22 protein-coding genes and 1 riboswitch are annotated in these 20,776 nt (G+C 72.4%); of the genes, 11 read left to right on the top strand and 11 right to left on the bottom strand.

All coding sequences use genetic code 11. The annotated features are described in order from the left end of the window. Positions 1-63: 63 nt before the first annotated feature. The 3 genes from ACFWBD_RS39615 to ACFWBD_RS39605 all read right to left on the bottom strand — a co-directional run bounded on the left by ACFWBD_RS39615 (position 64) and on the right by ACFWBD_RS39605 (position 2,333). Positions 64-477, bottom strand: a complete 414-nt coding sequence (locus ACFWBD_RS39615) for a DUF3040 domain-containing protein (RefSeq protein WP_351752627.1) — start codon at positions 475-477, stop codon at positions 64-66. 276 nt (positions 478-753) lie between these two features. Next, complete coding sequence (locus ACFWBD_RS39610; RefSeq protein WP_385678460.1) at positions 754-1,581, bottom strand: methyltransferase; 828 nt, start codon at positions 1,579-1,581, stop codon at positions 754-756. 188 nt (positions 1,582-1,769) lie between these two features. Next, positions 1,770-2,333 (bottom strand): SAV_6107 family HEPN domain-containing protein, encoded by a 564-nt coding sequence (locus tag ACFWBD_RS39605; RefSeq protein WP_385678457.1) that lies wholly within the window; start codon positions 2,331-2,333, stop codon positions 1,770-1,772. A 175-nt stretch (positions 2,334-2,508) separates the two neighbouring features. Between ACFWBD_RS39605 and ACFWBD_RS39600 the strand changes: the two genes are divergently transcribed. The 5 genes from ACFWBD_RS39600 (at position 2,509) to ACFWBD_RS39580 (ending at position 8,697) form a co-directional block, all read left to right on the top strand. Continuing rightward, the gene (locus tag ACFWBD_RS39600; protein ID WP_385678454.1) at positions 2,509-3,390 is read left to right on the top strand and encodes an ATP-binding cassette domain-containing protein; all 882 of its coding nucleotides are present in this window, start codon (positions 2,509-2,511) and stop codon (positions 3,388-3,390) included. After that, complete coding sequence (locus ACFWBD_RS39595; protein WP_385678450.1) at positions 3,362-5,446, top strand: YhgE/Pip family protein; 2,085 nt, start codon at positions 3,362-3,364, stop codon at positions 5,444-5,446. The genes ACFWBD_RS39600 and ACFWBD_RS39595 overlap by 29 nt, the downstream gene beginning before the upstream one ends. Positions 5,447-5,490: 44 nt before the next feature. Next, positions 5,491-6,117: a TetR/AcrR family transcriptional regulator gene (locus ACFWBD_RS39590; protein ID WP_385678447.1), complete on the top strand. Its 627-nt coding sequence runs from the start codon at positions 5,491-5,493 to the stop codon at positions 6,115-6,117. A 421-nt stretch (positions 6,118-6,538) separates the two neighbouring features. Further along, positions 6,539-7,156 carry a DUF4126 domain-containing protein gene (locus tag ACFWBD_RS39585; protein ID WP_385678444.1) on the top strand — a complete coding sequence of 206 codons (618 nt, stop codon included), beginning with the start codon at positions 6,539-6,541 and terminating at the stop codon, positions 7,154-7,156. Between the two features lie 38 nt (positions 7,157-7,194). Further along, positions 7,195-8,697 (top strand): phytoene desaturase family protein, encoded by a 1,503-nt coding sequence (locus ACFWBD_RS39580; RefSeq protein ID WP_385678441.1) that lies wholly within the window; start codon positions 7,195-7,197, stop codon positions 8,695-8,697. A 55-nt stretch (positions 8,698-8,752) separates the two neighbouring features. Here ACFWBD_RS39580 and ACFWBD_RS39575 read toward each other — a convergent pair whose 3' ends face one another. The 6 genes from ACFWBD_RS39575 to ACFWBD_RS39550 all read right to left on the bottom strand — a co-directional run bounded on the left by ACFWBD_RS39575 (position 8,753) and on the right by ACFWBD_RS39550 (position 13,640). Continuing rightward, on the bottom strand, positions 8,753-9,790 hold the full coding sequence (locus tag ACFWBD_RS39575; RefSeq protein WP_385678438.1) for a hypothetical protein: 1,038 nt from the start codon (positions 9,788-9,790) through the stop codon (positions 8,753-8,755). Positions 9,791-9,847: 57 nt separating this feature from the next. Next, a complete protein-coding gene (gene metF / locus ACFWBD_RS39570) occupies positions 9,848-10,771 on the bottom strand; it encodes a methylenetetrahydrofolate reductase [NAD(P)H] (RefSeq protein ID WP_385678436.1) in 924 nt (307 codons plus the stop codon). An 88-nt stretch (positions 10,772-10,859) separates the two neighbouring features. Next, positions 10,860-11,507, bottom strand: coding sequence for a thiamine phosphate synthase (gene thiE, locus ACFWBD_RS39565; protein ID WP_385678433.1), 648 nt, complete (start codon positions 11,505-11,507; stop codon positions 10,860-10,862). A 77-nt stretch (positions 11,508-11,584) separates the two neighbouring features. Continuing rightward, positions 11,585-11,950 (bottom strand): Rv2175c family DNA-binding protein, encoded by a 366-nt coding sequence (locus tag ACFWBD_RS39560; protein ID WP_385566868.1) that lies wholly within the window; start codon positions 11,948-11,950, stop codon positions 11,585-11,587. Between the two features lie 59 nt (positions 11,951-12,009). Then, the gene (locus tag ACFWBD_RS39555) at positions 12,010-13,212 is read right to left on the bottom strand and encodes an NAD(P)/FAD-dependent oxidoreductase (protein WP_385678467.1); all 1,203 of its coding nucleotides are present in this window, start codon (positions 13,210-13,212) and stop codon (positions 12,010-12,012) included. Between the two features lie 77 nt (positions 13,213-13,289). Next, positions 13,290-13,640: a hypothetical protein gene (locus ACFWBD_RS39550; RefSeq protein ID WP_385678430.1), complete on the bottom strand. Its 351-nt coding sequence runs from the start codon at positions 13,638-13,640 to the stop codon at positions 13,290-13,292. Positions 13,641-13,691: 51 nt separating this feature from the next. Beyond that, a riboswitch (TPP riboswitch) is annotated at positions 13,692-13,802 on the top strand. Here ACFWBD_RS39550 and thiO point away from each other — a divergent pair. From thiO to ACFWBD_RS39525, 5 genes are all read left to right on the top strand, one after another. Then, positions 13,800-14,966: a glycine oxidase ThiO gene (gene thiO / locus ACFWBD_RS39545; protein WP_385678427.1), complete on the top strand. Its 1,167-nt coding sequence runs from the start codon at positions 13,800-13,802 to the stop codon at positions 14,964-14,966. It overlaps the preceding riboswitch by 3 nt. Before the next feature lie 32 nt (positions 14,967-14,998). After that, positions 14,999-15,199, top strand: coding sequence for a sulfur carrier protein ThiS (thiS, locus tag ACFWBD_RS39540; RefSeq protein WP_385678465.1), 201 nt, complete (start codon positions 14,999-15,001; stop codon positions 15,197-15,199). A 3-nt stretch (positions 15,200-15,202) separates the two neighbouring features. Next, positions 15,203-15,997, top strand: a complete 795-nt coding sequence (locus tag ACFWBD_RS39535) for a thiazole synthase (protein WP_385678424.1) — start codon at positions 15,203-15,205, stop codon at positions 15,995-15,997. A 137-nt stretch (positions 15,998-16,134) separates the two neighbouring features. After that, complete coding sequence (pknB, locus tag ACFWBD_RS39530; RefSeq protein ID WP_385678421.1) at positions 16,135-18,075, top strand: Stk1 family PASTA domain-containing Ser/Thr kinase; 1,941 nt, start codon at positions 16,135-16,137, stop codon at positions 18,073-18,075. A gap of 44 nt (positions 18,076-18,119) precedes the next feature. Then, on the top strand, positions 18,120-18,998 hold the full coding sequence (locus ACFWBD_RS39525; RefSeq protein ID WP_385678418.1) for a deoxyribonuclease IV: 879 nt from the start codon (positions 18,120-18,122) through the stop codon (positions 18,996-18,998). Positions 18,999-19,020: 22 nt separating this feature from the next. Here the strand turns inward: ACFWBD_RS39525 and ACFWBD_RS39520 are convergent, their stop codons facing one another. Continuing rightward, positions 19,021-19,653, bottom strand: coding sequence for a sulfite oxidase-like oxidoreductase (locus tag ACFWBD_RS39520; protein WP_385678415.1), 633 nt, complete (start codon positions 19,651-19,653; stop codon positions 19,021-19,023). Between the two features lie 197 nt (positions 19,654-19,850). Here ACFWBD_RS39520 and bfr point away from each other — a divergent pair, with 197 nt between their 5' ends. Next, on the top strand, positions 19,851-20,330 hold the full coding sequence (gene bfr, locus ACFWBD_RS39515) for a bacterioferritin (protein WP_020129964.1): 480 nt from the start codon (positions 19,851-19,853) through the stop codon (positions 20,328-20,330). Between the two features lie 7 nt (positions 20,331-20,337). Here the strand turns inward: bfr and ACFWBD_RS39510 are convergent, their stop codons facing one another. Next, positions 20,338-20,589: a bacterioferritin-associated ferredoxin gene (locus ACFWBD_RS39510; RefSeq protein WP_385678412.1), complete on the bottom strand. Its 252-nt coding sequence runs from the start codon at positions 20,587-20,589 to the stop codon at positions 20,338-20,340. Between the last annotated feature and the right edge of the window lie 187 nt (positions 20,590-20,776).

Raw genomic sequence — 20,776 nt, 5'->3', positions numbered from 1 at the left:
GCGACCACCCGGCCGGGTGGTCGCCCCCTCAACGTTTCTTCGCATGGGGGTGCGGCCGCGGTGTCAGTGACCGCCCTGCTCGTCACGGCGCCGCTGCCAGCGCTGCTCGATCCGGTCCATCATGGAGCGCTTCTGCCGGCCCTGACCACGACCCTGCGGGGTACCCGGGGCTCCTGCGGCTCCTGCCGCGGGTTGCTCACCCGGCTTGGGCGCCTTGCGCCAGCCGGTCACGGCGAGAACCGCGCAGCCCAGCATGACGAGGAAGCCCACTACGCTCAGCCAGACCTGCTTGGCGACCATACCGGCCATGAGGAGCGCGATACCCACGAGGAAGCCTGCGACCGCCTGGTAGACCCGCCGCCGGGTGTACGTACGCAGCCCGCTTCCCTCGAGCGCCGACGCGAACTTGGGATCTTCGGCGTACAGCGCTCGCTCCATCTGCTCGAGCATGCGCTGCTCGTGCTCCGAGAGCGGCACGGAGTCCTCCTCATCGTGCAGTCGCCGGGGCGACCCGGGGGGTCCCTTCAGGATAGGCAGGGAATCGCCCCCGTGAAACCCGCCCCTCTACGCCAATTGGCCAACCGGAGCCCGTCATGGACGTCCCGGCCCGCTGGGGATTCCATTCCCCGGGAGCCGACCCGTCATGCCGGGCGGTCTCCCTCGATCATACGGCGCACCGCGCCCGAACGGGGGGCCTGTGGCGTACTCCATGCGCAGCCAAGGCCCTGATCAGCGGTGCACCTCAGGAGGCGCTCAGGTCCCGTCGGCCCCCCGCGTCTCCCCCAGCACGTGAAGCTGGGTCGCCACGGAGTGGAAGGCGGCGAGTTCGGCGGCCGCCTCCTCGAGCTTCAGCAGGGCTTCCAGGGCGCCGGGCTCGGTGTCGACGAGCACACCCGGGACCAGGTCGGCGAAGACGCGCACGCCGTGCACCGACCCGACCCGCAGGCCCGCGCCCTCGACCAGCGCGGTGAGCTGTTCGGCCGTGAAGCGGCGCGGCACGGGGTCGCCCTCGCCCCAGCGGCCGTCCGGGCCGGTGAGGGCCTGCCGGGCCTCCTTGAAGCGGCCGGCGAGGGCGCGCGCGAGCACGGCTCCGCCGAGGCCGGCGGCGAGCAGGCTGAGGACGCCCTCGGGGCGCAGTGCGGCCACGACGTTGCGGACGCCCTCGGCCGGGTCGTCCACGTACTCCAGGACGCCATGGCACAGGACCGCGTCGTAGCCGCCCCGCTCGACCACGTCGAAGAGCCCGTGGGCGTCGCCCTGGACGCCCTTCACCCGGTCGGCGACGCCGGCCTCGGCGGTGCGGCGCTCCAGGGCGAACAGCGCGTTGGGGCTGGGGTCGACGACGGTGACCCGGTGCCCGAGGAGGGCGACGGGCACCGCGAAGTTGCCGCTGCCGCCGCCGGTGTCGAGGACGTCGAGCGACTCACGCCCGGTCGCCTTGACCCGGCGCTCGAGGGCCTCCTGGAGGACCTCCCAGACCACGGCCGTACGGAGCGCGGCGCGGGGCCGAGGGGGGTCGGAGCGTGGCGGCGTCGGGTGCGGGCTGTGGTGGGAGACGGGCGGGCGCATCGGGTCCGACACGGCAGTTGACTCCTCGGCGCGGCACCGCCTCTTGCGCGGCGGAGCGAACGGGCTGCCTTCCCGGCCCGATCCGACCTGCCCGGCGGGCGGGCGGGGTGGGCGGAGGGAAGGCTTCAGGCGTCTTCCACCCTATTGCCTCCGGCGCGTTTGCCCGGTCACGGTGGTGCGCCCCGGCGGCGGCGCGCATGTCAGCCCGCGTCCGGCAGGTCGCGCCCCGCACCGGAGCCGTCCGGGCCGTCCCCCTCCTGGCGCGGCTGCGGGAGCACCGGCTGGAGCACCAGCATGCGTTCGACGAGGCGCAGGAACATCGCCACGTCGCGTATCAGGTCGTCGGCGTCCCGGCGGGTGGCCGCGCCCTGGATGCCCGCCTCGGCCCGGGCCCGGCGCGGTGCCCCGGAGGCGAACAGCGCGCTCCACTCGGTGAGTTCGGGCGCTATCTCGGGGAGCACTTCCCAGGCGCTCCGGATGCGGGCCCGGCGGCGCGGGGAGGGATCCGGGCGACCCCGGGCGGCGAGCACGGCCGCCGCGGTGCGCAGGGCCGCCAGATGAGCCGTGGCGTAGCGCTCGTTGGGGGTTTCGAGGACGGCCACCTCGTCCAGCCCGGCGCGGGCCTGGGCGAGCAGGTCGAGGGCGGCGGGCGGGGCCGTGGTGCGGCGCAGCACGGGGTGCACGTCGTTCGCAGGGCCGTTCAGTGAGGGGGCAGGGCCGGTGGCGCGGCGCCGGTTTGCGGCGGCTGCGTGGTAGGTGGCCATGACGAACCTCCTGTCGTCTGTGTGACGGCACGCCCTGATACGGGCTGCCGTATGTGCCCATCGTGGGGTATGGCACTGACAATCCGTTCTGACCTGGGCTTTTGCTTCGATCGAAGGTTCGGGCTAGTTTTTGCACTGACCAGTCAGTTCAAATTGTCGTCAACCAGGGGGACCTGTGGACGGAGTCGGTGTCACCGCCGACGGCTTCGGGCTCCGAGGCCCTCGCGGATGGGCGTTCAGAGGCATCGGCGTCGCCGCGGAGCCGGGCTCGCTGATCGCCGTCGAGGGGCCGTCCGGCTCCGGCCGGACCAGCCTGCTGCTCGCCCTCACCGGGCGGATGAAGGCCACCGAGGGGACGGCGACCGTGGGCGGGGCACGGCTGCCGAAGCAGCTGGCAGCCGTGCGGCGCGTCAGCGCGCTCGCGCACGTCGCCGGCGTGACCGACCTCGACCCGGCCCTGACCGTCGGGGAGCACCTGCGCGAACGCGCGCTGCTCGAGCGGCGGTTCGGCGGATCCGTACGGGAGTTGCTGCGCCCCCGCGCGGAGCGGGCGGCCGAGGTGGGGCTGCGGATCGACACCGCGCTCTCCGCCGCCGGGCTCGACCGGGAGGCCCTGCCCAAGGGGGCGCGGACCGCCGTCCGCGATCTGGAGCGCCTCGAAGCGCTGCGGTTGTCCGTGGCGCTGGCGCTCATCGGACGCCCCGGGCTGCTCGGTGTCGACGACATCGACCTGAAGCTGACGGACACCGAGCGGGAGGAGGTCTGGGCGCTGCTCAGGTCCCTCGCCGAGGCGGGGACCACGGTCCTCGCGGTGTGCGGCGAGGCTCCCGAGGGCACCGTCACGGTCTCCACGGGCCCGGAGGCCGTACCGCTCGACCGGGAGGACGCCGTCGAGGCCCCTGCCCGCCACGACGCCGTCGAGGACCCGGCCGAGCCCGCCGCCGGATCCGCCCAGGAGACAGCCGAGTCCGCGGAGCCCACCGAGTCCACCGAGTCCACCGGGACCGAGCAGGAAGAGGAGAAGGCGGATGCGATCACCGAGACTGGCCGCGCTTGAGCTGCGGCGCTTCGGCCGGGGCAAGCTCCCCCGGGCCGCCCTCGTCGCGCTCCTGCTGCTGCCCCTGCTGTACGGCGCGCTGTACCTGTGGTCCTTCTGGGACCCGTACGGCCGCCTCGACCGCATCCCCGTGGCCCTCGTGAACGACGACCAGGGGGCCACCGCCGACGGGAAGAGGATCAGCGCAGGCGACGACATCACCAAGGGCCTGCGCGACAGCGAGGTCTTCGACTGGCACGAGGTGAGTGCCGCCGAGGCACGCGCGGGCGTGGAGGACGGCAGGTATTACCTGTCGCTGACCATGCCGGCCGACTTCAGCGGGCGGATCGCCTCCAGCGCGGGCGACTCGCCCGAGACGAGCGCCCTCCAGGTGCGCACCAACGACGCCAACAACTACATCGTCGGACAGATCTCGCGAACGGTCTTCAGCGAGGTGCGCACGGCCGCCTCCACGAAGACCTCGCGGTCCTTCCTCGACAAGATCTTCGTCTCCTTCTCCGACATCCACGGAGAGACCGCGAAGGCCGCCGACGGGGCCGACGACCTCACCGGCGGCATCGGGAAGGCCGAGAAGGGCTCCAAGGACCTCGCCGACGGGCTGAGCGACGCCAAGGACGGCAGCGGCAAGCTGGCGAAGGGCCTGAAGAAGCTCGACAAGGGCGCCGACGACCTGGAGGACGGTTCGCAGAAGGTCGCGGACGGCACCCAGACGCTCGCCGACAAGGTCAACGGGGTCGCCGACGGGCTGGGGCCCTTCGTCAAGGACAACGAGAAGACCATCGGCGACACCGCCCAGCTGGTCGCCGACTCGGCGAAGGTGGTCCGCGACAACCTCGCGACCCTGGTGAAGCTGGCGCCGACCGCCGCCGAGGGCGCCCACACGGCCTCGGACACCCTCGCCGCCGTCCACAAGGCCCGCTGCGAGACGGCCGTACTGCCCGACCCGGCGTGCGCCGACCTGGAGAAGGCCAAGGACGCGGCCGCCGACGTGGCCAAGGTCGCCGACGACCTCAACACGCTGATCGCCGACCAGGACGGCGACCTGAAGACGCTCCGCACGAACCTCGCCGCCCTCCAGAAGCAGGCGCAGTCGCTCGCCGACAGCGCCCCGCACCTCTCCGAGGACCTCGACGACGCTGTGACCAAGGTCAACGCACTCAACACGGGCGCCGCGAAGGTCGCCAAGGGCGCCAAGAAGCTGCACACCGGACTCGGCACGGCCAAGACGGGGTCGGTCGACCTCGACGAGGGCGTCACCAAGCTCGAGACGGGCGCCCAGGACCTCAACGGCGGCATCTTCAAGCTCTCCGACGGCTCCGGAAAGCTCGCCGACGGCCTGCACGACGGCGCCGAGCAGATCCCCGACTACGACGCGCAGCAGCGCGACGCGCGCACCGCCGTCATGGCCGATCCCGTACAGCTCGCCTCCCAGGACCTGCACAAGGCGCCCAACTACGGCACCGGCTTCGCCCCGTACTTCATCCCGCTGTCGCTGTGGGTGGGCGCGATGGTGGCGTACATGCTGATCGCGCCGATGAACCGGCGCGCGCTCGCCGCGGGCGCCCCGGCGTGGCGGATCGCGCTGGCGGGCTGGCTGCCGGTGGTCGCGATCGGAGTGCTCCAGACGACGGCCCTGATGGCCGTGCTGCACTGGGCCATCGGCCTGGAGATGGCACGGGCGGCCGGCACGGTGGGCTTCCTGTTCCTCGTGACGGCGTGCTTCGCGGCCCTCGTGCAGTGGCTCAACGCGCGCTTCGGGGCAGCGGGCCGGATCCTCGTACTCGCTCTGCTCATGCTGCAGTTGACGTCGGCGGGCGGCACCTATCCCGTGCAGACCAGCCCGGGCTTCTTCAACGCGATCCACCCCTACCTGCCGATGAGCTACGTCGTCGAGGCGCTCAGGAGGCTCATCACGGGCGGCGGCCTGGGACCGGTGTGGCACGCGTGCGTGGTGCTCGTCGCCTTCACCGCGGGCGCCCTCGCGCTGACCGCGGTGTCGGCGCGGCGCCGCCAGGTGTGGACACTGGACCGGCTGCACCCGGAGCTGAGCCTGTGAGGATCCGGCGTCCGGCGGGCCCGGTTCCTGTGACAATCAGGACCATGGAAAGCAGCACCACCCCGGGCGGCCGCACCCGCCGCGAGGCCACCCGGCAGAAGCTCTACGAGGCGGCCGTCACCCTCATCGCCGAGCAGGGCTTCTCCGCGACGACAGTGGACGAGATCGCCGAACGGGCCGGCGTCGCGAAGGGCACGGTCTACTACAACTTCGCGAGCAAGTCGGTCCTCTTCGAGGAACTGCTGAGGCACGGCGTGGGCCTCCTCACCGCCTCGCTGCGGGAGGCGGCCGAGCGCACCGCGCGGGACGGCGGCAGCAAGGTCGACGCCCTGGACGCGATGGTCCGCGCGGGCCTCGTCTTCATCGACCGCTACCCGTCCTTCACCCAGCTCTACGTGGCCGAGCTGTGGCGCACCAACCGGGCCTGGCAGTCCACCCTCATGGTGGTCCGGCAGGAGGCGGTGGCCGTCGTCGAGGGGGTGCTGCGCGAGGGCGTCGAGAACGGCGAGTTCAGCGAAGAGATCGATGTCCAGCTGACGGCGGCCGCCCTGGTGGGCATGGTGCTGGTGGCCGCGCTGGACTGGCAGGCCTTCCAGCCGGAGCGGTCCCTGGACGACGTCCACTCGGCGCTGTCCCGGCTGCTCCAGGGGCGGGTGAGCGGTCGCCGGTAGCGCGCACGCGCGCGTGCGGGGCTGAACCGCAGCACGCGCGCGTGGGCACACGAAAGCGCCGGTCCGCGGTGGCCACGTCCCCCGTGGGCCGCCTCGAACCGGCGCTTCCTCGTGCTCCCCCGTTCCCCTGTTCCCCCGTTCCCTCCCCCGTTGTTCCCCCGTTCGGTCGTTCCCCCGGGGTGCCCCCCGCGCCTCACTCCCGCCGAACCGGCCGGCGGAAGGAGCGGATCGAGGGCCGCTCCGTTCCGGCGCCCCGTGTCGCCGGTGCCGGAGCCGCGCCTCTTTCCGTGCCACCACTGTCTCGTCCGCGCAGGTCCGCCCCCATCCGCGCGCGTACTCAACTCACCCACTAGGTACGTGTACTCAGCTCTGCGTACTCATCCCCAGGACGCCGGGCGGCCGACTGGTTACGATCGCGTCCGTGTCCGTACTCCCCCTCGTCTTCACCAGCGGCTGGGCCAGCGGCATCAACGCCTACGCGGTGGTGCTGCTGCTCGGCGTGTTCGGCGCGACCGGCCTGAGCGACGACGTCCCCGGGACGCTCCAGCGTCCCGAGGTGCTCATCGCCGCGGGCGTCCTGTTCCTGTGCGAGGCGGTCGCCGACAAGATCCCCTACGTGGACTCGGCCTGGGACACCGTGCACACGGTCGTCCGGCCGGCGGCGGGAGCCTGGATCGGGGCGGTGCTCGCCGGGCAGAGCGGTTCGCTCTCCGACGCGGCGGCCGGCCTGCTCGGCGGTTCGACGGCGCTGGCCAGCCACGCCGTCAAGGCCGGCACCCGGATGGCGGTGAACTCCTCGCCCGAGCCGTTCAGCAACGTGATCGTGAGCCTGGCCGAAGATCTCGGGGTCGCCGGGATCGTGACGTTCGCGATATTCCATCCGGTGGCTGCCTCGGTCATCGCGGGGGCCCTGCTGCTCGCCGGTCTGACGGTCCTCTTCTTCCTCGTCTCCCGGATCCGCCGGTTCCTGCGGCGCAGGGCCCAGCGACGGGAGGAACGCCGGCTCACGCGGCTCCCCTGGCCGCCGCCACCGGGCTGACGGCGTGACTGTCGGTGGCGGCCGATAAAGTCGCGGGCATGGCAGGGATTGCGGTGATCGGCGCCGGGACGGGCGCGCTGGCGGCGGCCGCCCGGCTGGCCGTCGCGGGCCACCGGGTGACCGTGTACGAGCGTACGCAGACGTACGGCGGAGCGGTGCGCCGCTTCGAGCGGGACGGGTTCGGATTCGACACCGGACCCGGTCTGCTGCCCCTCCCCGCCGTCTACCGCGACCTCTTCGTCAAGACCGGCAAGGAGCCGCTGGAGGCCTGCGTCGAGCTGGTCCAGGTCGATCCGTCCGCACGGCACGTCTTCGCGGACGGCACCGAGGTGGCGCTGCCGAACGCCTCGCGCGCGGGGGTCGTCGCGGCGCTGGACGAGGCGCTCGGGGCGCCCGCCGGACAGCGCTGGGGCGACTTCCTGGTCCGGGCCCGCGAGGCCTGGGACCGCACCCGCCGTCCGCTCCTGGAGGAGCCCCTGTGGGACGACTGGCCGGTGCTGGCCGCCCGCGAGCCCTACCCGGCGGTCCCGCACAAGCGCCTGCTGCGCACCCGTCGGGCGGGCACCCTCGCCGAGGTCGGCGCCTGGGAGCTGCGTGACCCCCGGCTCACCGCGCTGCTCGAGGGCCACGCGCTCGCGTACGGCCTGGACCCGCGGGTCACCCCGGCGAGCGCGGCCGTGCTGCCGTACATGGAGCACGCCTTCGGCACCTGGTACGTGCGCGGGGGGATGCGGGAGCTGGCCCGCGCGCTCTACGAGCGGTGTCTGGCCCGCCGGGTGGAGTTCGTCTTCGGCGCCGAGGTCACCCGGGTCCTGGAGAAGGGCGGCCGGGCGGTGGGCGTGGAACTCGCCGGGGGCACCGACCAGGCTTTCGGCTCTGGGGGAGGTGCGGTGCGGGAGGCGGACTTCGTGGTCGCTCCCGGCAGCGTCGGCGGTCTGCCCGCCCGCGCGGACGGCGAGGTCGCCCCCCAGCAGGGCCTGCCGAGCCGGCTGACCGTACTGCTCGCGCTGCGCGGCGCCCGGCCGGAGGGGACCGCGCACCGGACGGTGGTGCACACGGTGGACCGTGACGGCGAGTTGGAGAGCCTCTTCGGTACGGCGCCGTCGGTGCCCGCGCGGCCGACGGTGACGGTTCTGCGGCCCGGCGACCCGGCCCTGGTCCCGGACGGCGACCATGAGGCGGTCACGCTCGGTGCGGTGGTCCCCGCGGGGGCGGAGATGCGCGAGGAGCACGTGGACGCGCTGGTCGCGGTCGCCGAACGAGCCGTCCCCGGTCTGCGCGACCGCGTCCTGTGGCGCGAGGTGCGCACCCCCGCCGACATCGCGCGGGAGACCGGTGCGGCGGGCGGGGCGGTCCCGGCGCCGGCGCTGGCCGCGGCCGGGGGGCGGCTGCTGCATCCCGCCAACTCCACGGCTCTGCAAGGTCTGTTCACCGTCGGCGGCTGGTCGCATCCGGGCGGCGGACTGCCGCACGCGGGGATGTCGGGCGCGCTGGTGTCCGGGCTGATCGTGGAGGGCCCGCAGTTCCGGGGCTCACAGTGAGCGCTTGGGGCTCCCGGCGCCTCCGGCAGGAGGCGTGCCCGGGGAGACGCGGCCGTCAGAACCGATACTGCTCGTCGTAGCCGGTGCCCTGGCCGTGCCCCTGCTGCTGCCCGTCGCCCTGGTACGGGTACTGCTGCTGCTCGGGCGGGAGTTCGCCGCCCAGCGGGTCGTCGGTGCTGCGCTGCTGCGGGACCCAGACGCCGCCCGCCGGGGTCTCCCCGTAGCCGCCGGCGCCGTACTGCTCCTGACCGTAGCCCTGCTGTCCGTACTGCTGCTGGCCGTAGTCGGCGTCGTAGGAGCCGCCGCCGTAGGTCTGGGTGCCGATGTACGGGTCGGAGTAGGCGGCGTACTGCTGCTCGCCGTTGGCGTCGTACCCGTACTGCTGCTGGTGGTAGCCGGAGTACGTGTCGTACCCGTAGTTCTGGTCCGCGCCCTGGGCGGCCGTCGCGTACTGGTCCTGGGGCTGGCCCTGCGACTGGCCCTGGCCGGTCGCGGCCGCGTACGCGGTGTCGCTGTACACGCCGTAGGAGCCGGTGTCGTCGGGCAGGGGCTGCGGCTCGTACACAGATGTGGTCTCGGCGGCCGAGGGGTCGGCGGTGCGGGCCGCGGGTGTGAAGACGTCGTCGCGGTCGTAGTCGTCGTCACCGTAGGCGCTCTTGTCGCCGAAGGCGTTCGTGTCCTGGCCGAACGCGACGTCGTCGGTGCCGTACTGCGGGTCGGAGCCGAACCCGGCCTCGCCCGCCTCGAGGCCGGAGACCTCGAGCGTCGGGTCCTTGCGCTCGGCCTTGCCGCGGCGGCGCTTGGGAACGGCCGCGCCCTCACCGTCCGTGTCCGCGTCCCCGCGACGGAAGGCCCAGCCCTCGGCGAAGCCGCGCCGGAACGACAGGGTGACGTAGGTCTGGCCGACCGCGAAGGCGGCCGCGCCCAGCGCGATGACGACGACCGACGGGATCAGGACGCCGAGGACGACGCCGAGGAAGCCCACGAAGGCAAGCAGCCGCCAGCGCAGCCGCGCCTTGTACTGCAGCAGCACCTCGCCGAGCAGCCACAGCGCGACGATGCCGAACGCGATGTAGAGGACCGTCCAGCCCATGTACGCCCCTCTCCCCAATGGCCGCTACGCAGTGTGTCGTATGTGGATGCGACCGGTCTAGGCCTGCGGCGGATGGTGCAGGCCCAGGTTCTCGTAGATTTCCAGCGTCGCCGTGGAGTTGTTGAGCGTGATGAAGTGCAGTCCGGGCACTCCCTCGGCCAGCAGCCGTGCGCAGAACTCCGTGGCGAAGTCGATGCCAATGGAGCGTACAGCGGCCGGATCGTCTTTGGCTGTGAGGATCCGCTCTTTCAGGACGGCCGGGAAGTGGGCGTTGCTGAGCCTGGGCAGGCTCTCCAGCATCTTCACACTCGTCACGGGCAGGACCTCGGGGATGACCGGAGTCACACAGCCGGCCGCCGCGACCCGGTCGCGCAGCCGCAGATAGGACTCGGGCTCGAAGAACATCTGCGTGATGGCGTAGTCGGCGCCGGCCCGGCACTTGTCGACGAAGTGCGCGACGTCCGTGTCCCAGTCGCCGGAGCGCGGGTGCATCTCGGGGAAGGCGGCGACACCCACGCAGAAGTCGCCCGACTCCTTGATGAGCTGGACGAGTTCGGCGGCGTACGTCAGCCCCTTGGGGTGCGGCACCCACGCGCCCATGGGGTCGCCGGGCGGGTCTCCGCGCACGGCGAGCATGTTGCGGATCCCGGCGTCGGCGTACTGGCCGATGATGTTGCGCAGCTCGGCGACGGAGTGGTCCACGGCGGTGAGGTGCGCGACCGGCGTGAGGGTGGTGTCGACGACGATCTGCTGGGTCTCCCTGACCGTCGTCGCCCGGGTGGAGCCGCCGGCACCGTACGTCACCGAGACGAAGTCGGGGGCGACCGCCTCGACCCTGCGCAGCGCGTTCCACAGGCTCCGCTCACCCTTGGGCGTCTTCGGCGCGTAGAACTCGAACGAGTACGTCGTCTTGCCGGTCGCCAGGATGTCGCGCACGGTGCGCGCGCGGTCCGTCCTGGTGGATGCGGTTCCTAGGGCCATACCCGCAGGTTAGCCAGGGGCGGGCGGTCCCCCAACCGGATGCGGGAAATTTGCCCGGATTGTCGACTTGTTGTCCATCCCTTGGACGTCACGCCTCGCGCAGCCGCTCGGCGAACTCCGCCGCCGCGGCACCCGGGTCGTCCGCGTCCGTGATGGCCCGGACGACGACGACCCGGCGGGCGCCCGCCGCCAGCACCTCGTCCAGGTTGCCGAGGTCGATGCCGCCGATGGCGAACCACGGGCGGTCGGTGCCCAGGGCGGCCGTGTGCCGGACCAGGTCGAGGCCGGGGGCGGGCCGGCCGGGCTTGGTGGGGGTGGGCCAGCACGGGCCGGTGCAGAAGTAGTCGACCCCCTCCTGGACCGCGGCGGCCCCGGCTTCCGCCTCCGTGTGCGTGGAGCGGCCGATGAGGACGTCCTCGCCGAGGATGGCGCGGGCCGCGGGGACCGGCAGGTCTCCCTGGCCGAGATGGAGCACGCCGGCGGCGGCCGCGTGCGCGACGTCCGCGCGGTCGTTGACCGCGAGCAGCCTGCCGTGCCGGGCGCAGGCGTCCGCGAACACCTCGAGGTACTCCAGCTCCTCGGCCGCCTCCATGCCCTTGTCGCGCAACTGGACGATGTCGACGCCGCCCGCGAGGACCGCGTCCAGGAACTCCGGGAGATCGCCCTGGCGGGTACGGGCGTCCGTGCAGAGGTACAGCAGGGCGCCGGCCAGGCCGGTGCGGGCGGTGTCGGGCATGCGAAGGTCCCCCCGGGGCGGTGGCGTACGGGAGCGAGCGCCCCCGTACGCCGGATGTGTCGGTTCGAATACGCGGTTCAGACGGCGAGCGCCTGGGCGCGGCGCTTCACCTCCGTGCCGCGATTCTCACTCAGGGCCTGCGCGGGCGTGCCGGGCAGGCTCGGGTCGGGGGTGAAGAGCCACTCGATCATCTCTTCGTCCTTGAAGCCGTCGTCCCGCAGCAGGGTCAGGGTCCCGACCAGGCCCTTCACCACCTTGTCCTCGTCGATGAAGGCGGCGGGGATGTGCAGCGCACGGTTCTCTCCCCGGCGTACGGCGATGAGCTGGCCGTCCTTGATCAGCTGTCGGACGCGGATCACGTCGACATCGAGCATCTCCGCGATGTCCGGCACGGTGAGCCAGGCGGGGACGAGGGCATCGGTCTTTGCGTCAATCTCGGTCACGGGAACAAGCCTGCCATCTGCCGCTGACAGTCGGAAGCCGGGCCGGTCCGACCAGGCACTCAGGTCGCGGCCGTCGCCGCCTTCATCGGCCTCGCCGGGTCCGCGAGGAGCCGCGGATTCATGGTCGTGCCCGCCAGGATCAGCCGCCTGCCCTGGGCGAGGTCGCGCGCCCGGCCCACGGCCAGCAGGGCGACCAGCCGGTCCTCGCGCAGCCAGCACACCGACCAGGCCGGGCCCGACGGGTCGCCGCGCCACAGGACGCGGTCGGCGTCGGCGTGGTGCCCGGCGTACTGGACGAAGCGGCCGAACTGCTCGGACCAGAAGTACGGGACGGGGTCGTAGACGGCCAGGGGTTCGTCGGTGGCGGCGCCGACGATGTTCGCGGCGACCGTGCGCGGCCCCTGGAGGGCGTTGTCCCAGTGGTGGACCAGGAGCCGCTCGCCGTACCGCCCCGAAGGGAAGGAGGCGCAGTCGCCGACCGCGTACACATCGGCCACGGAGGTCCGCAGCTGGGCGTCGGCCACGACCTCTCGGTGGGCGCCCAGCGCGACGCCGGAGCCGGCCAGCCAGGCGGTGGCGGGGCGGGCGCCGATGCCCACCACGACCGCGCCCGCGGGCAGCCGGGAGCCGTCGTCCAGGACGACCGCGCCGGGCTCGACGCGCTCCACGCGCGCGTGGGTGCGCAGATCGATGCCGCTGTCGGCGTACCAGGCGGCCATCGGGGCGGCGACCTCGGCGGGCAGGGCCCCGGCCAGCGGCCGGTCGGCGGCCTCGACGACGGTGACCGCGCAGCCGGCCTCCCGCGCGGCCGTGGCGAACTCGGCGCCGATCCAGCCGGCGCCGACGACCACGACGTCGTGCTGCCGGGTGAGCACGGGCCGCAGCCGTTCGGCGTCGTCCAGGGTGCGCAGCAGATGCACGCCGGGCACGCCCTCGGCGCCGGGCAGCCGAATCGGTTCGGCGCCGGTGGCGAGGACGAGGACGTCGTACGGGACAGGCCCGGCCTCGGTGTCCAGCTCGTGGTCGGCGGGACGCAGACCGCTGACCTCGCGGCCGAGCACCAGCTCGATGCCGAGGCCCTCGAAGTCGACGTCGAAGGCCGAGCCCTCGGCGTTGCCGAGCAGGACGGCCTTGGACAGCGGGGGCCGGTCGTAGGGTTGGTGGGGCTCCGCGCCGATCAGCGTCACCGTGCCGTCGAAGCCCTGCTCCCGCAGCGCTACGGCGGTCTGCACCCCGGCCATGCCCGCGCCGACGACCACCACGCGCCGCCCGGCCGGGCCGCCTTCTTCCTGCCTCTGCTCGCTCACCTGATCACCTTAGGCGGCTGACGAATCGTCAGTCAGTGGTCGTGCGCCGTGACCTGCTCCACAACGCTGGTGCCGCTGCCCTCCTGCGACTCCCACGCCCAGGTCTCCTCGAGCCGCACCCGTCCGTCCGCGAGCTCCACGACCGTCGAGACGCAGTGCCCCGAGGACGTCGTCCCGTCGTGCTTGAGCTGTACGTACCGGAAGTCGAGGCGGTCCCCTTCGCGGGTACCCACCAGATGCCCGCGTACGACGTCACCGCCCGTGTACTCCGCCCAGATCTCGCCGCCGCGCTCGTGGTAGGCGAAGCGGGTGCGGGTGCCGACCTGGCCCGGGGCCTGGTCGGCGACGGGCGCGAGGACGAGGCCGTCCAACGAGCGGGCCATGACGAAGGCTCCCTTACAGACGCGCCGGACCACGGGCTAGGGTGGCCAACCTAGAGCACACGCGGGAGTCCGGACGCACCGGGCTGAGAGGGAGGCTGGCGGCCTCCGACCGTCGAACCTGATCCGGGTCATGCCGGCGAAGGGAGGGGCTGGACGCCCATGTCGTCTCCACGTACGTCAGACGTCCTCGTCATCGGGGGCGGGATCATCGGCCTTGTCACGGCCTGGCGGGCCGCGCAGCGCGGCTTCACCACGGCGGTGGTCGACCCGGCGCCGGGCGGCGGGGCCGCCCAGGTGGCGGCCGGGATGCTGGCCGCCGTCACGGAACTGCACCACGGCGAGCAGACCCTGCTCGGCCTCAACCTGGCCTCAGCCCGCCGCTATCCGGACTTCGCGGCCGAGCTGACGGAGCTGACCGGGCATGACCTCGGCTACCGGCGCTGCGGCACGCTCGCGGTGGCGCTGGACTCCGACGACCGTGCCCATCTGCGCGAACTGCACGCCCTTCAGCGGCAGTCGGGGCTGGAGTCGGAGTGGCTGTCCGGGCGCGAGTGCCGCCGTCTGGAGCCGCTGCTGGCGCCCGGGGTGCGGGGCGGGCTGCGGGTGGACGGCGACCACCAGATCGACCCGCGGCGGCTGACCGGGGCACTGGTGGCCGTGTGCGAGCGGGCCGGGGTGGCCTTCCACCGCGTGCGTGCCGAGCGGCTGTCCGTCGTGGGCGAGCGCGCCCGGGGGGTCGTCACGGGGGACGGCACGGCCCTGGAGGCGGGGCAGGTGGTGCTCGCCGGCGGCAGTCTGAGCGGACGGCTCGCGGGGGTGCCGCAGGACGTGCTGCCTCCCGTGCGGCCGGTGAAGGGCCAGGTACTGCGGCTGACCGTACCGCCGCGGTACGCGCCGTTCCTGAGCCGGACCGTGCGGGCCGTGGTGCGCGGCAGCCAGGTCTACCTGGTCCCCAGGGAGAACGGCGAGCTGGTCGTGGGCGCGACCAGTGAGGAGCTGGGCTGGGACACGACGGTGACGGCGGGGGGCGTGTACGAGTTGCTGCGCGACGCCCATGAGCTGGTGCCGGGGATCACCGAACTGCCGCTCACGGAGACGCGCGCGGGACTGCGGCCCGGGTCCCCGGACAACGCGCCGTTGCTCGGGCCGACGGAGCTGGCGGGGTTGCTGCTGGCCACCGGGCACTACCGCAACGGCGTGCTGCTGACGCCGGTGACGGGTGACGCGATGGCGCATGCCCTGGCCACCGGGGAGCTCCCGGACGAGGCCCGTCCCTTCACGCCCCGGCGCTTCGCCGCCGCCGCACGCTCGGAGCAGCCCGCATGAACGCCCAGGAAAACGCACGCAGGAACGCGCCCGTGAACGTCTCGGTGAACGGGGAGCGGCGGGAGTTCGCTGCCGGTACCGCTCTCGACAGCGTCGTACGGTCCCTGACGCCGGCGCCCTCCGGGGTGGCCGCCGCGCTCAACGAGACCGTCGTCCCGCGCGCGCAGTGGCCGTCCACGGCGCTGCGCGACGGTGACCGGGTTGAAGTCCTCACCGCGGTCCAGGGGGGCTGAGCCATGGCCGACGATCCCTTCGTCCTCGGAGGCAGGTCCTTCTCGTCCCGTCTGATCATGGGTACGGGGGGTGCGCCCAGCCTGGAGGTGCTGGAACGGGCTCTGGTCGCGTCCGGGACCGAACTGACGACGGTCGCGATGCGCCGGGTGGACCCCTCGGTGCACGGCTCCGTGCTGTCGGTGCTGGAGCGGCTCGGCATCCGGGTGCTGCCGAACACGGCGGGGTGCTTCACCGCCGGGGAGGCCGTGCTGACGGCTCGGCTGGCGCGGGAGGCACTGGGCACCGACCTGATCAAGCTGGAGGTCATCGCCGACGAGCGCACGCTGCTGCCGGACCCGGTCGAGCTGCTGGAGGCGGCGGAGACGCTGGTGGACGACGGGTTCACGGTGCTGCCGTACACGAACGACGATCCGGTGCTGGCCAGGAAGCTGGAGGACGTGGGGTGCGCGGCGGTGATGCCGCTGGGCTCTCCGATCGGCTCCGGCCTGGGCATCCGCAACCCGCACAACTTCCAGCTGATCGTCGAGCACGCGCGCGTGCCGGTGATTCTGGACGCGGGGGCGGGCACCGCGTCGGACGTGGCGCTGGCGATGGAGCTGGGGTGTGCGGGGGTGATGCTGGCGTCGGCGGTGACGCGGGCGCGGGATCCCGAGCGGATGGCGTCGGCCATGCGGGCCGGCGTCGAGGCGGGAAGGCTGGCCAGGCTGGCCGGACGGATCCCGCCCCGTTACTTCGCGGAGGCGTCCTCGCCCGTGGAGGGCCGGGCCGTGCTGGACCCCGAGCGCCCCGCTTTCTGACCGCCGCCCCGCTACCCTCCGGTCTGCGGATACGGGAGTCGCGGACCCCGTGGGTTGCGTCACAGGTCGGCTCCAGTAGCGCTGCGATCGCGGTGGAACCGGCGGAGGTGTCAGCGGCGGCTCGTAGACTCACCTGCGTGGACACGACCCTTCAGGACCCTCTGGTCGGGCAGCTGCTCGACGGCCGGTATCGCGTAGAGGCGCGGATCGCGGTCGGCGGGATGGCCACGGTCTACCGGGCCGTGGACACCCGCCTGGACCGCGTGCTCGCGCTCAAGGTGATGCACCCGGCGCTCGCCGCCGACGGGGCGTTCGTCGAGCGGTTCATCCGGGAGGCGAAGTCCGTCGCCCGGCTCGCCCACCCGAATGTCGTTCAGGTGTTCGACCAGGGTGCCGACGGGTCGTACGTCTATCTCGCCATGGAGTACATCGCCGGGTGCACGCTGCGTGATGTGCTGCGGGAGCGCGGGGCGCTCCAGCCGCGGGCGGCGCTCGACATCCTGGAGCCCGTGCTGGCCGCGCTCGGCGCCGCGCACCGGGCCGGGTTCGTGCACCGGGACATGAAGCCCGAGAACGTGCTCATAGGGGACGACGGGCGGGTCAAGGTCGCGGATTTCGGACTGGTGCGGTCCGTCGACACCGTGACCAGCACCACGGGAGCCGTGCTCGGCACCGTCGCCTATCTCGCTCCCGAACAGATCGAGCAGCCCGGTGCCGCCGACCCCCGCGTCGACGTGTACGCGTGCGGGGTGGTGCTCTACGAGATGCTCACCGGTGAGAAACCTCACGACGGCGACTCCCCCGCGATCGTGCTCTACAAGCACCTCCACGAGGACGTTCCGCCGCCGTCCGCCCTCGTTCCCGGGCTGCCGTTCGAGCTGGACGAGCTCGTGGCGTCGGCCACCGCCCGCACCCCCGACGTCCGGCCTTACGACGCCGTCGCGCTGCTCGGGCGGGTACGGGAGGCACGCGCTCCGCTCAGCGTGGACCAGCTGGACGCGCTGCCGCCGCAGGCCGTCTCCGCGGAGCACGACAACGCCGACGACCGCACGAGCGTGATCCCGCGCTCGCTCACCGTGCCCCGTCCGCTGCCCGTCAACGACGACGACCCCGCCGACGGCGAGGACCCGCTCAACCGCACCTCGCGCTTCCAGAGCGGGCCGCCCCTGCCGCCCCGGCGCCGCTCCGCGCGGCCCCGGCGCGGGGTGGTCGCGCTCATCGCCGCCGTCCTGCTGGTGTTCGGCGTGGGCGCCGGTGTCTGGTACATCAACTCCGGCCAGTTCACCAAGGTCCCCGCGGTGCTGACGCAGAAGGAGGCGGAGGCCAGGACCCGGCTGGAGGCCGCCGGCCTCGAGGTCGGCAAGGTGCGGCACCAGCACAGCGACACCGTGAAGCGCGGCACCGTCATGGACACCGACCCCGACCCGGGCGCCCGGATCCGCAAGCACGACTCCGTGACGCTCACCGTCTCCGACGGCCCGGAGATCGTGAAGGTGCCGGATGTGTCGGGCTCCCGGCTGGACAAGGCCGAGGAACTGCTGAAGACGGACGGCCTGGAGCCCGGTCTGGTCACCAAGGAGTTCAGCGACGACGTCATCAAGGGCTTCGTGATCAGCACCGACCCGGAGGCGGGCACGAAGCGCCGCGCGGGCACCGCGGTCGCGATCGTGGTCAGCAAGGGCAGCCCGGTCGACATCCCGGACGTCACCGGTGACGCCCTGGACGACGCCAAGGCCGAGCTGGAGGAGGCCGGCCTGAAGGTGAAGGTCGCCACCGGGCAGGTCAACTCCGAGTTCGACAAGGGCCTGGTCGCGACGCAGACCCCGGAGGAGGGCAGCGAGGCCGCCGAGGGCGACACGGTGACGCTGACGGTGTCCAAGGGACCGGAGATGGTCGAGGTGCCGGACGTGGTCGGCGCGAGCGTCGACGACGCCAAGTCGCTCCTGGAGCAGTCCGGGTTCGAGGTCGAAGAGGACCGGGGACTGCTCGGGATCTTCGGCGACACCGTGAAGAGCCAGTCCGTGGACGCCGGCGACACGGCGCCCAAGGGATCGACGATCACGATCACCATCCGGTGACCGGGCGGTGCGGGACGGTGCGCGGGGCATGACACCCTGAACGGGTGAGTTCTCGAGTCCCCTTCCCCTCCCGCAACCCCGTCGGCGGTCACGTCCCCGTGGCCGGCGGTCTGCACGACGTGGGCATGTCGTACGCGCACGATCTCGGTGCCGAGACGGTCCAGGTCTTCGTCGCCAACCCGCGCGGCTGGGCCACTCCCGTCGGCAACCCGCGGCAGGACGAGGCCTTCCGGGAGGCGTGCGCGACACGGTCGGTCCCGGCGTACGTACACGCGCCGTACCTGATCAACTTCGGCTCGCACACCGAGGCCACGGCCGAGCGGTCGGTGGAGTCGATGCGGCACTCACTGCGTCGCGGGCGGGAGATCGGCGCGCTGGGCGTGGTCGTGCACACGGGGAGCGCGACGGGCGGGCGGGACCGGTCCGTGGCGCTGAAGCAGGTGCGTGAGTACCTGCTGCCGCTGCTGGACGAGCTGACCCACGACGACGACCCGTTCCTGCTGCTCGAGTCCACCGCCGGACAGGGCGCCTCGCTCTGCTCCAGGACCTGGGACTTCGGACCGTACTTCGAGGCGCTGGACGCCCATCCCAAGCTGGGCGTCTGCCTCGACACCTGCCACATCTTCGCGGCCGGGCACGATCTGACCGGCCCGGCCGGGATGCACCAGACCCTCGGTCTGCTGGTGGACACGGTCGGCGAGGGCCGGCTGAAGCTGATCCACGCCAATGACTCCAAGGACGTGGTCGGCGCCCACAAGGACCGGCACGAGAACATCGGCGCGGGTCACATCGGCGAGGACCCGTTCCGGGCGCTGATGACGCATCCGGCCACCGAGGGCGTACCGCTGGTCATCGAGACGCCCGGCGGCAAGGAGGGGCACGCGGCGGACGTGGAGCGGCTGAAGAAGCTCCGGGACGGCTGACGCTCCCGCCGTACCGGGGGGATCAGAGCTCCGGGCCGTCTCCCGGCCCCTCCTGGTACGAGTAGCGCTGTTCTTTCCAGGGGTCGCCGAGGTTGTGGTAGCCGCGCTCCTCCCAGAAACCGCGGCGGTCGGCGGTCATGTACTCGACACCGCGGACCCACTTGGGGCCCTTCCAGGCATAGAGGTGCGGAACGACCAGCCGCAGCGGGAAGCCGTGCTCGGCGGTGAGCAGCTCGCCGTCCTTGTGGGTGGCGAAGATCGTGCGCTCGGCGGCGAAGTCGGTCAGGCGCAGGTTCGAGCTGAAGCCGTACTCGGCCCACACCATCACATGGGTGACGTTCGGGGCGGGCGGAGCGCTCTCCAGGATCGTGCGGGCCGGGATCCCGCCCCACTCGGCGCCGAGCATGCTGAACTTCGTCACGCAGTGCAGATCGGCCACGACGGACGCGTACGGAAGGGCCGTGAACTCCTCGTGGTTCCAGCAGCGCTTCTCGCCGTCGGCGGTGGCGCCGAAGACCCTGAACTCCCAGCGCTCGGGCCGGAACTTGGGCACCGGACCGTAGTGCGTGACGGGCCATCCCCGCTGAAGTCGCTGTCCCGGCGGAAGCTCGGACACTGCTTCTTCTCCAGATTCGCGCTCCACCGGCTGACCCATGACTCCATCCTGACAGACCCTGGACGGTGCACATGACCAGCGATGACCGGGCATATCCCGAATCGGGCAAGTGCTACTAAGCATGCACTAACTTACTAAGTACGCACTTACTGGACGATCTTCGACACCGGTGCAATCATTCGGCGGCAGCCTCCCCGATTCCCCACCCCGATCCCCATGCGGAAGGAGCCTCTGCGATGCAGGGCGACCCCGAGGTCATCGAGTTCCTCAACGAGCAGCTCACCGGCGAGCTCACCGCGATCAACCAGTACTTCCTGCACGCCAAGATGCAGGAGAACTTCGGCTGGACGAAGCTCGCCAAGTACACCCGGCACGAGTCGTTCGACGAGATGAAGCACGCCGAGGTGCTCACCGACCGGATCCTGTTCCTGGACGGGCTGCCGAACTACCAGCGGCTCTTCCATGTGCGGGTCGGCCAGACGGTCAAGGAGATGTTCGAGGCCGACCGCCAGGTGGAGGTCGAGGCGATCGACCGGCTGAAGCGCGGGATCAAGGTGATGCGCGAAAAGGGCGACATCACGTCCGCGAACATCTTCGAGTCGATCCTCGAGGACGAGGAGCACCACATCGACTACCTCGACACGCAGCTCGACCTGGTGGAGAAGCTCGGCGAGGCGCTGTACCTCGCGCAGCTGATCGAGCAGCCGGAGAGCTGAGGCCCTCCTAGGCGGCTTCGTCGAGTTCCTCGAACTCCTCGAACCTCTCGAGTCCGGCGAGGACCGGCCTGCCCTGGTCGGCCAGGTCCCGGCGCGAACCGGCGCCCCGGCCGAGGATCGCCTGGATGCGACGGACGCACGACCCGCAGTCCGTGCCCGCCTTGCAGGCGGAGGCTATCTGGCGGGGTGTGCAGGCTCCCTGGTCCGCGTGCTGCCGGACCTGCGCCTCGGTCACGCCGAAGCAGCTGCATACGAACACGCGGATTCACCTCCCGCCGAGATCAATAAGGCTAACCTAACCTTACCCGGCGACCAGGGGGACGCAAAAGAGCGGTGGGGGGGGGGGGGGGGGGGGTGTGGGCCGCCCCCCCCCCCCCCCGGGGCCGGGGGGGGGGGGGTGATTAAAAACAGGAGCGGGGCGCCCCCACACGGGGGGTGTTGTAGAG

Source organism: Streptomyces sp. NPDC060002 (assembly GCF_042737245.1).
In the GTDB taxonomy this organism is placed as follows: Bacteria; Actinomycetota; Actinomycetes; order Streptomycetales; family Streptomycetaceae; genus Streptomyces.
Note: the sequence above shows the minus strand (reverse complement) of the source record. Positions and strands in the feature narration are given on the sequence as shown.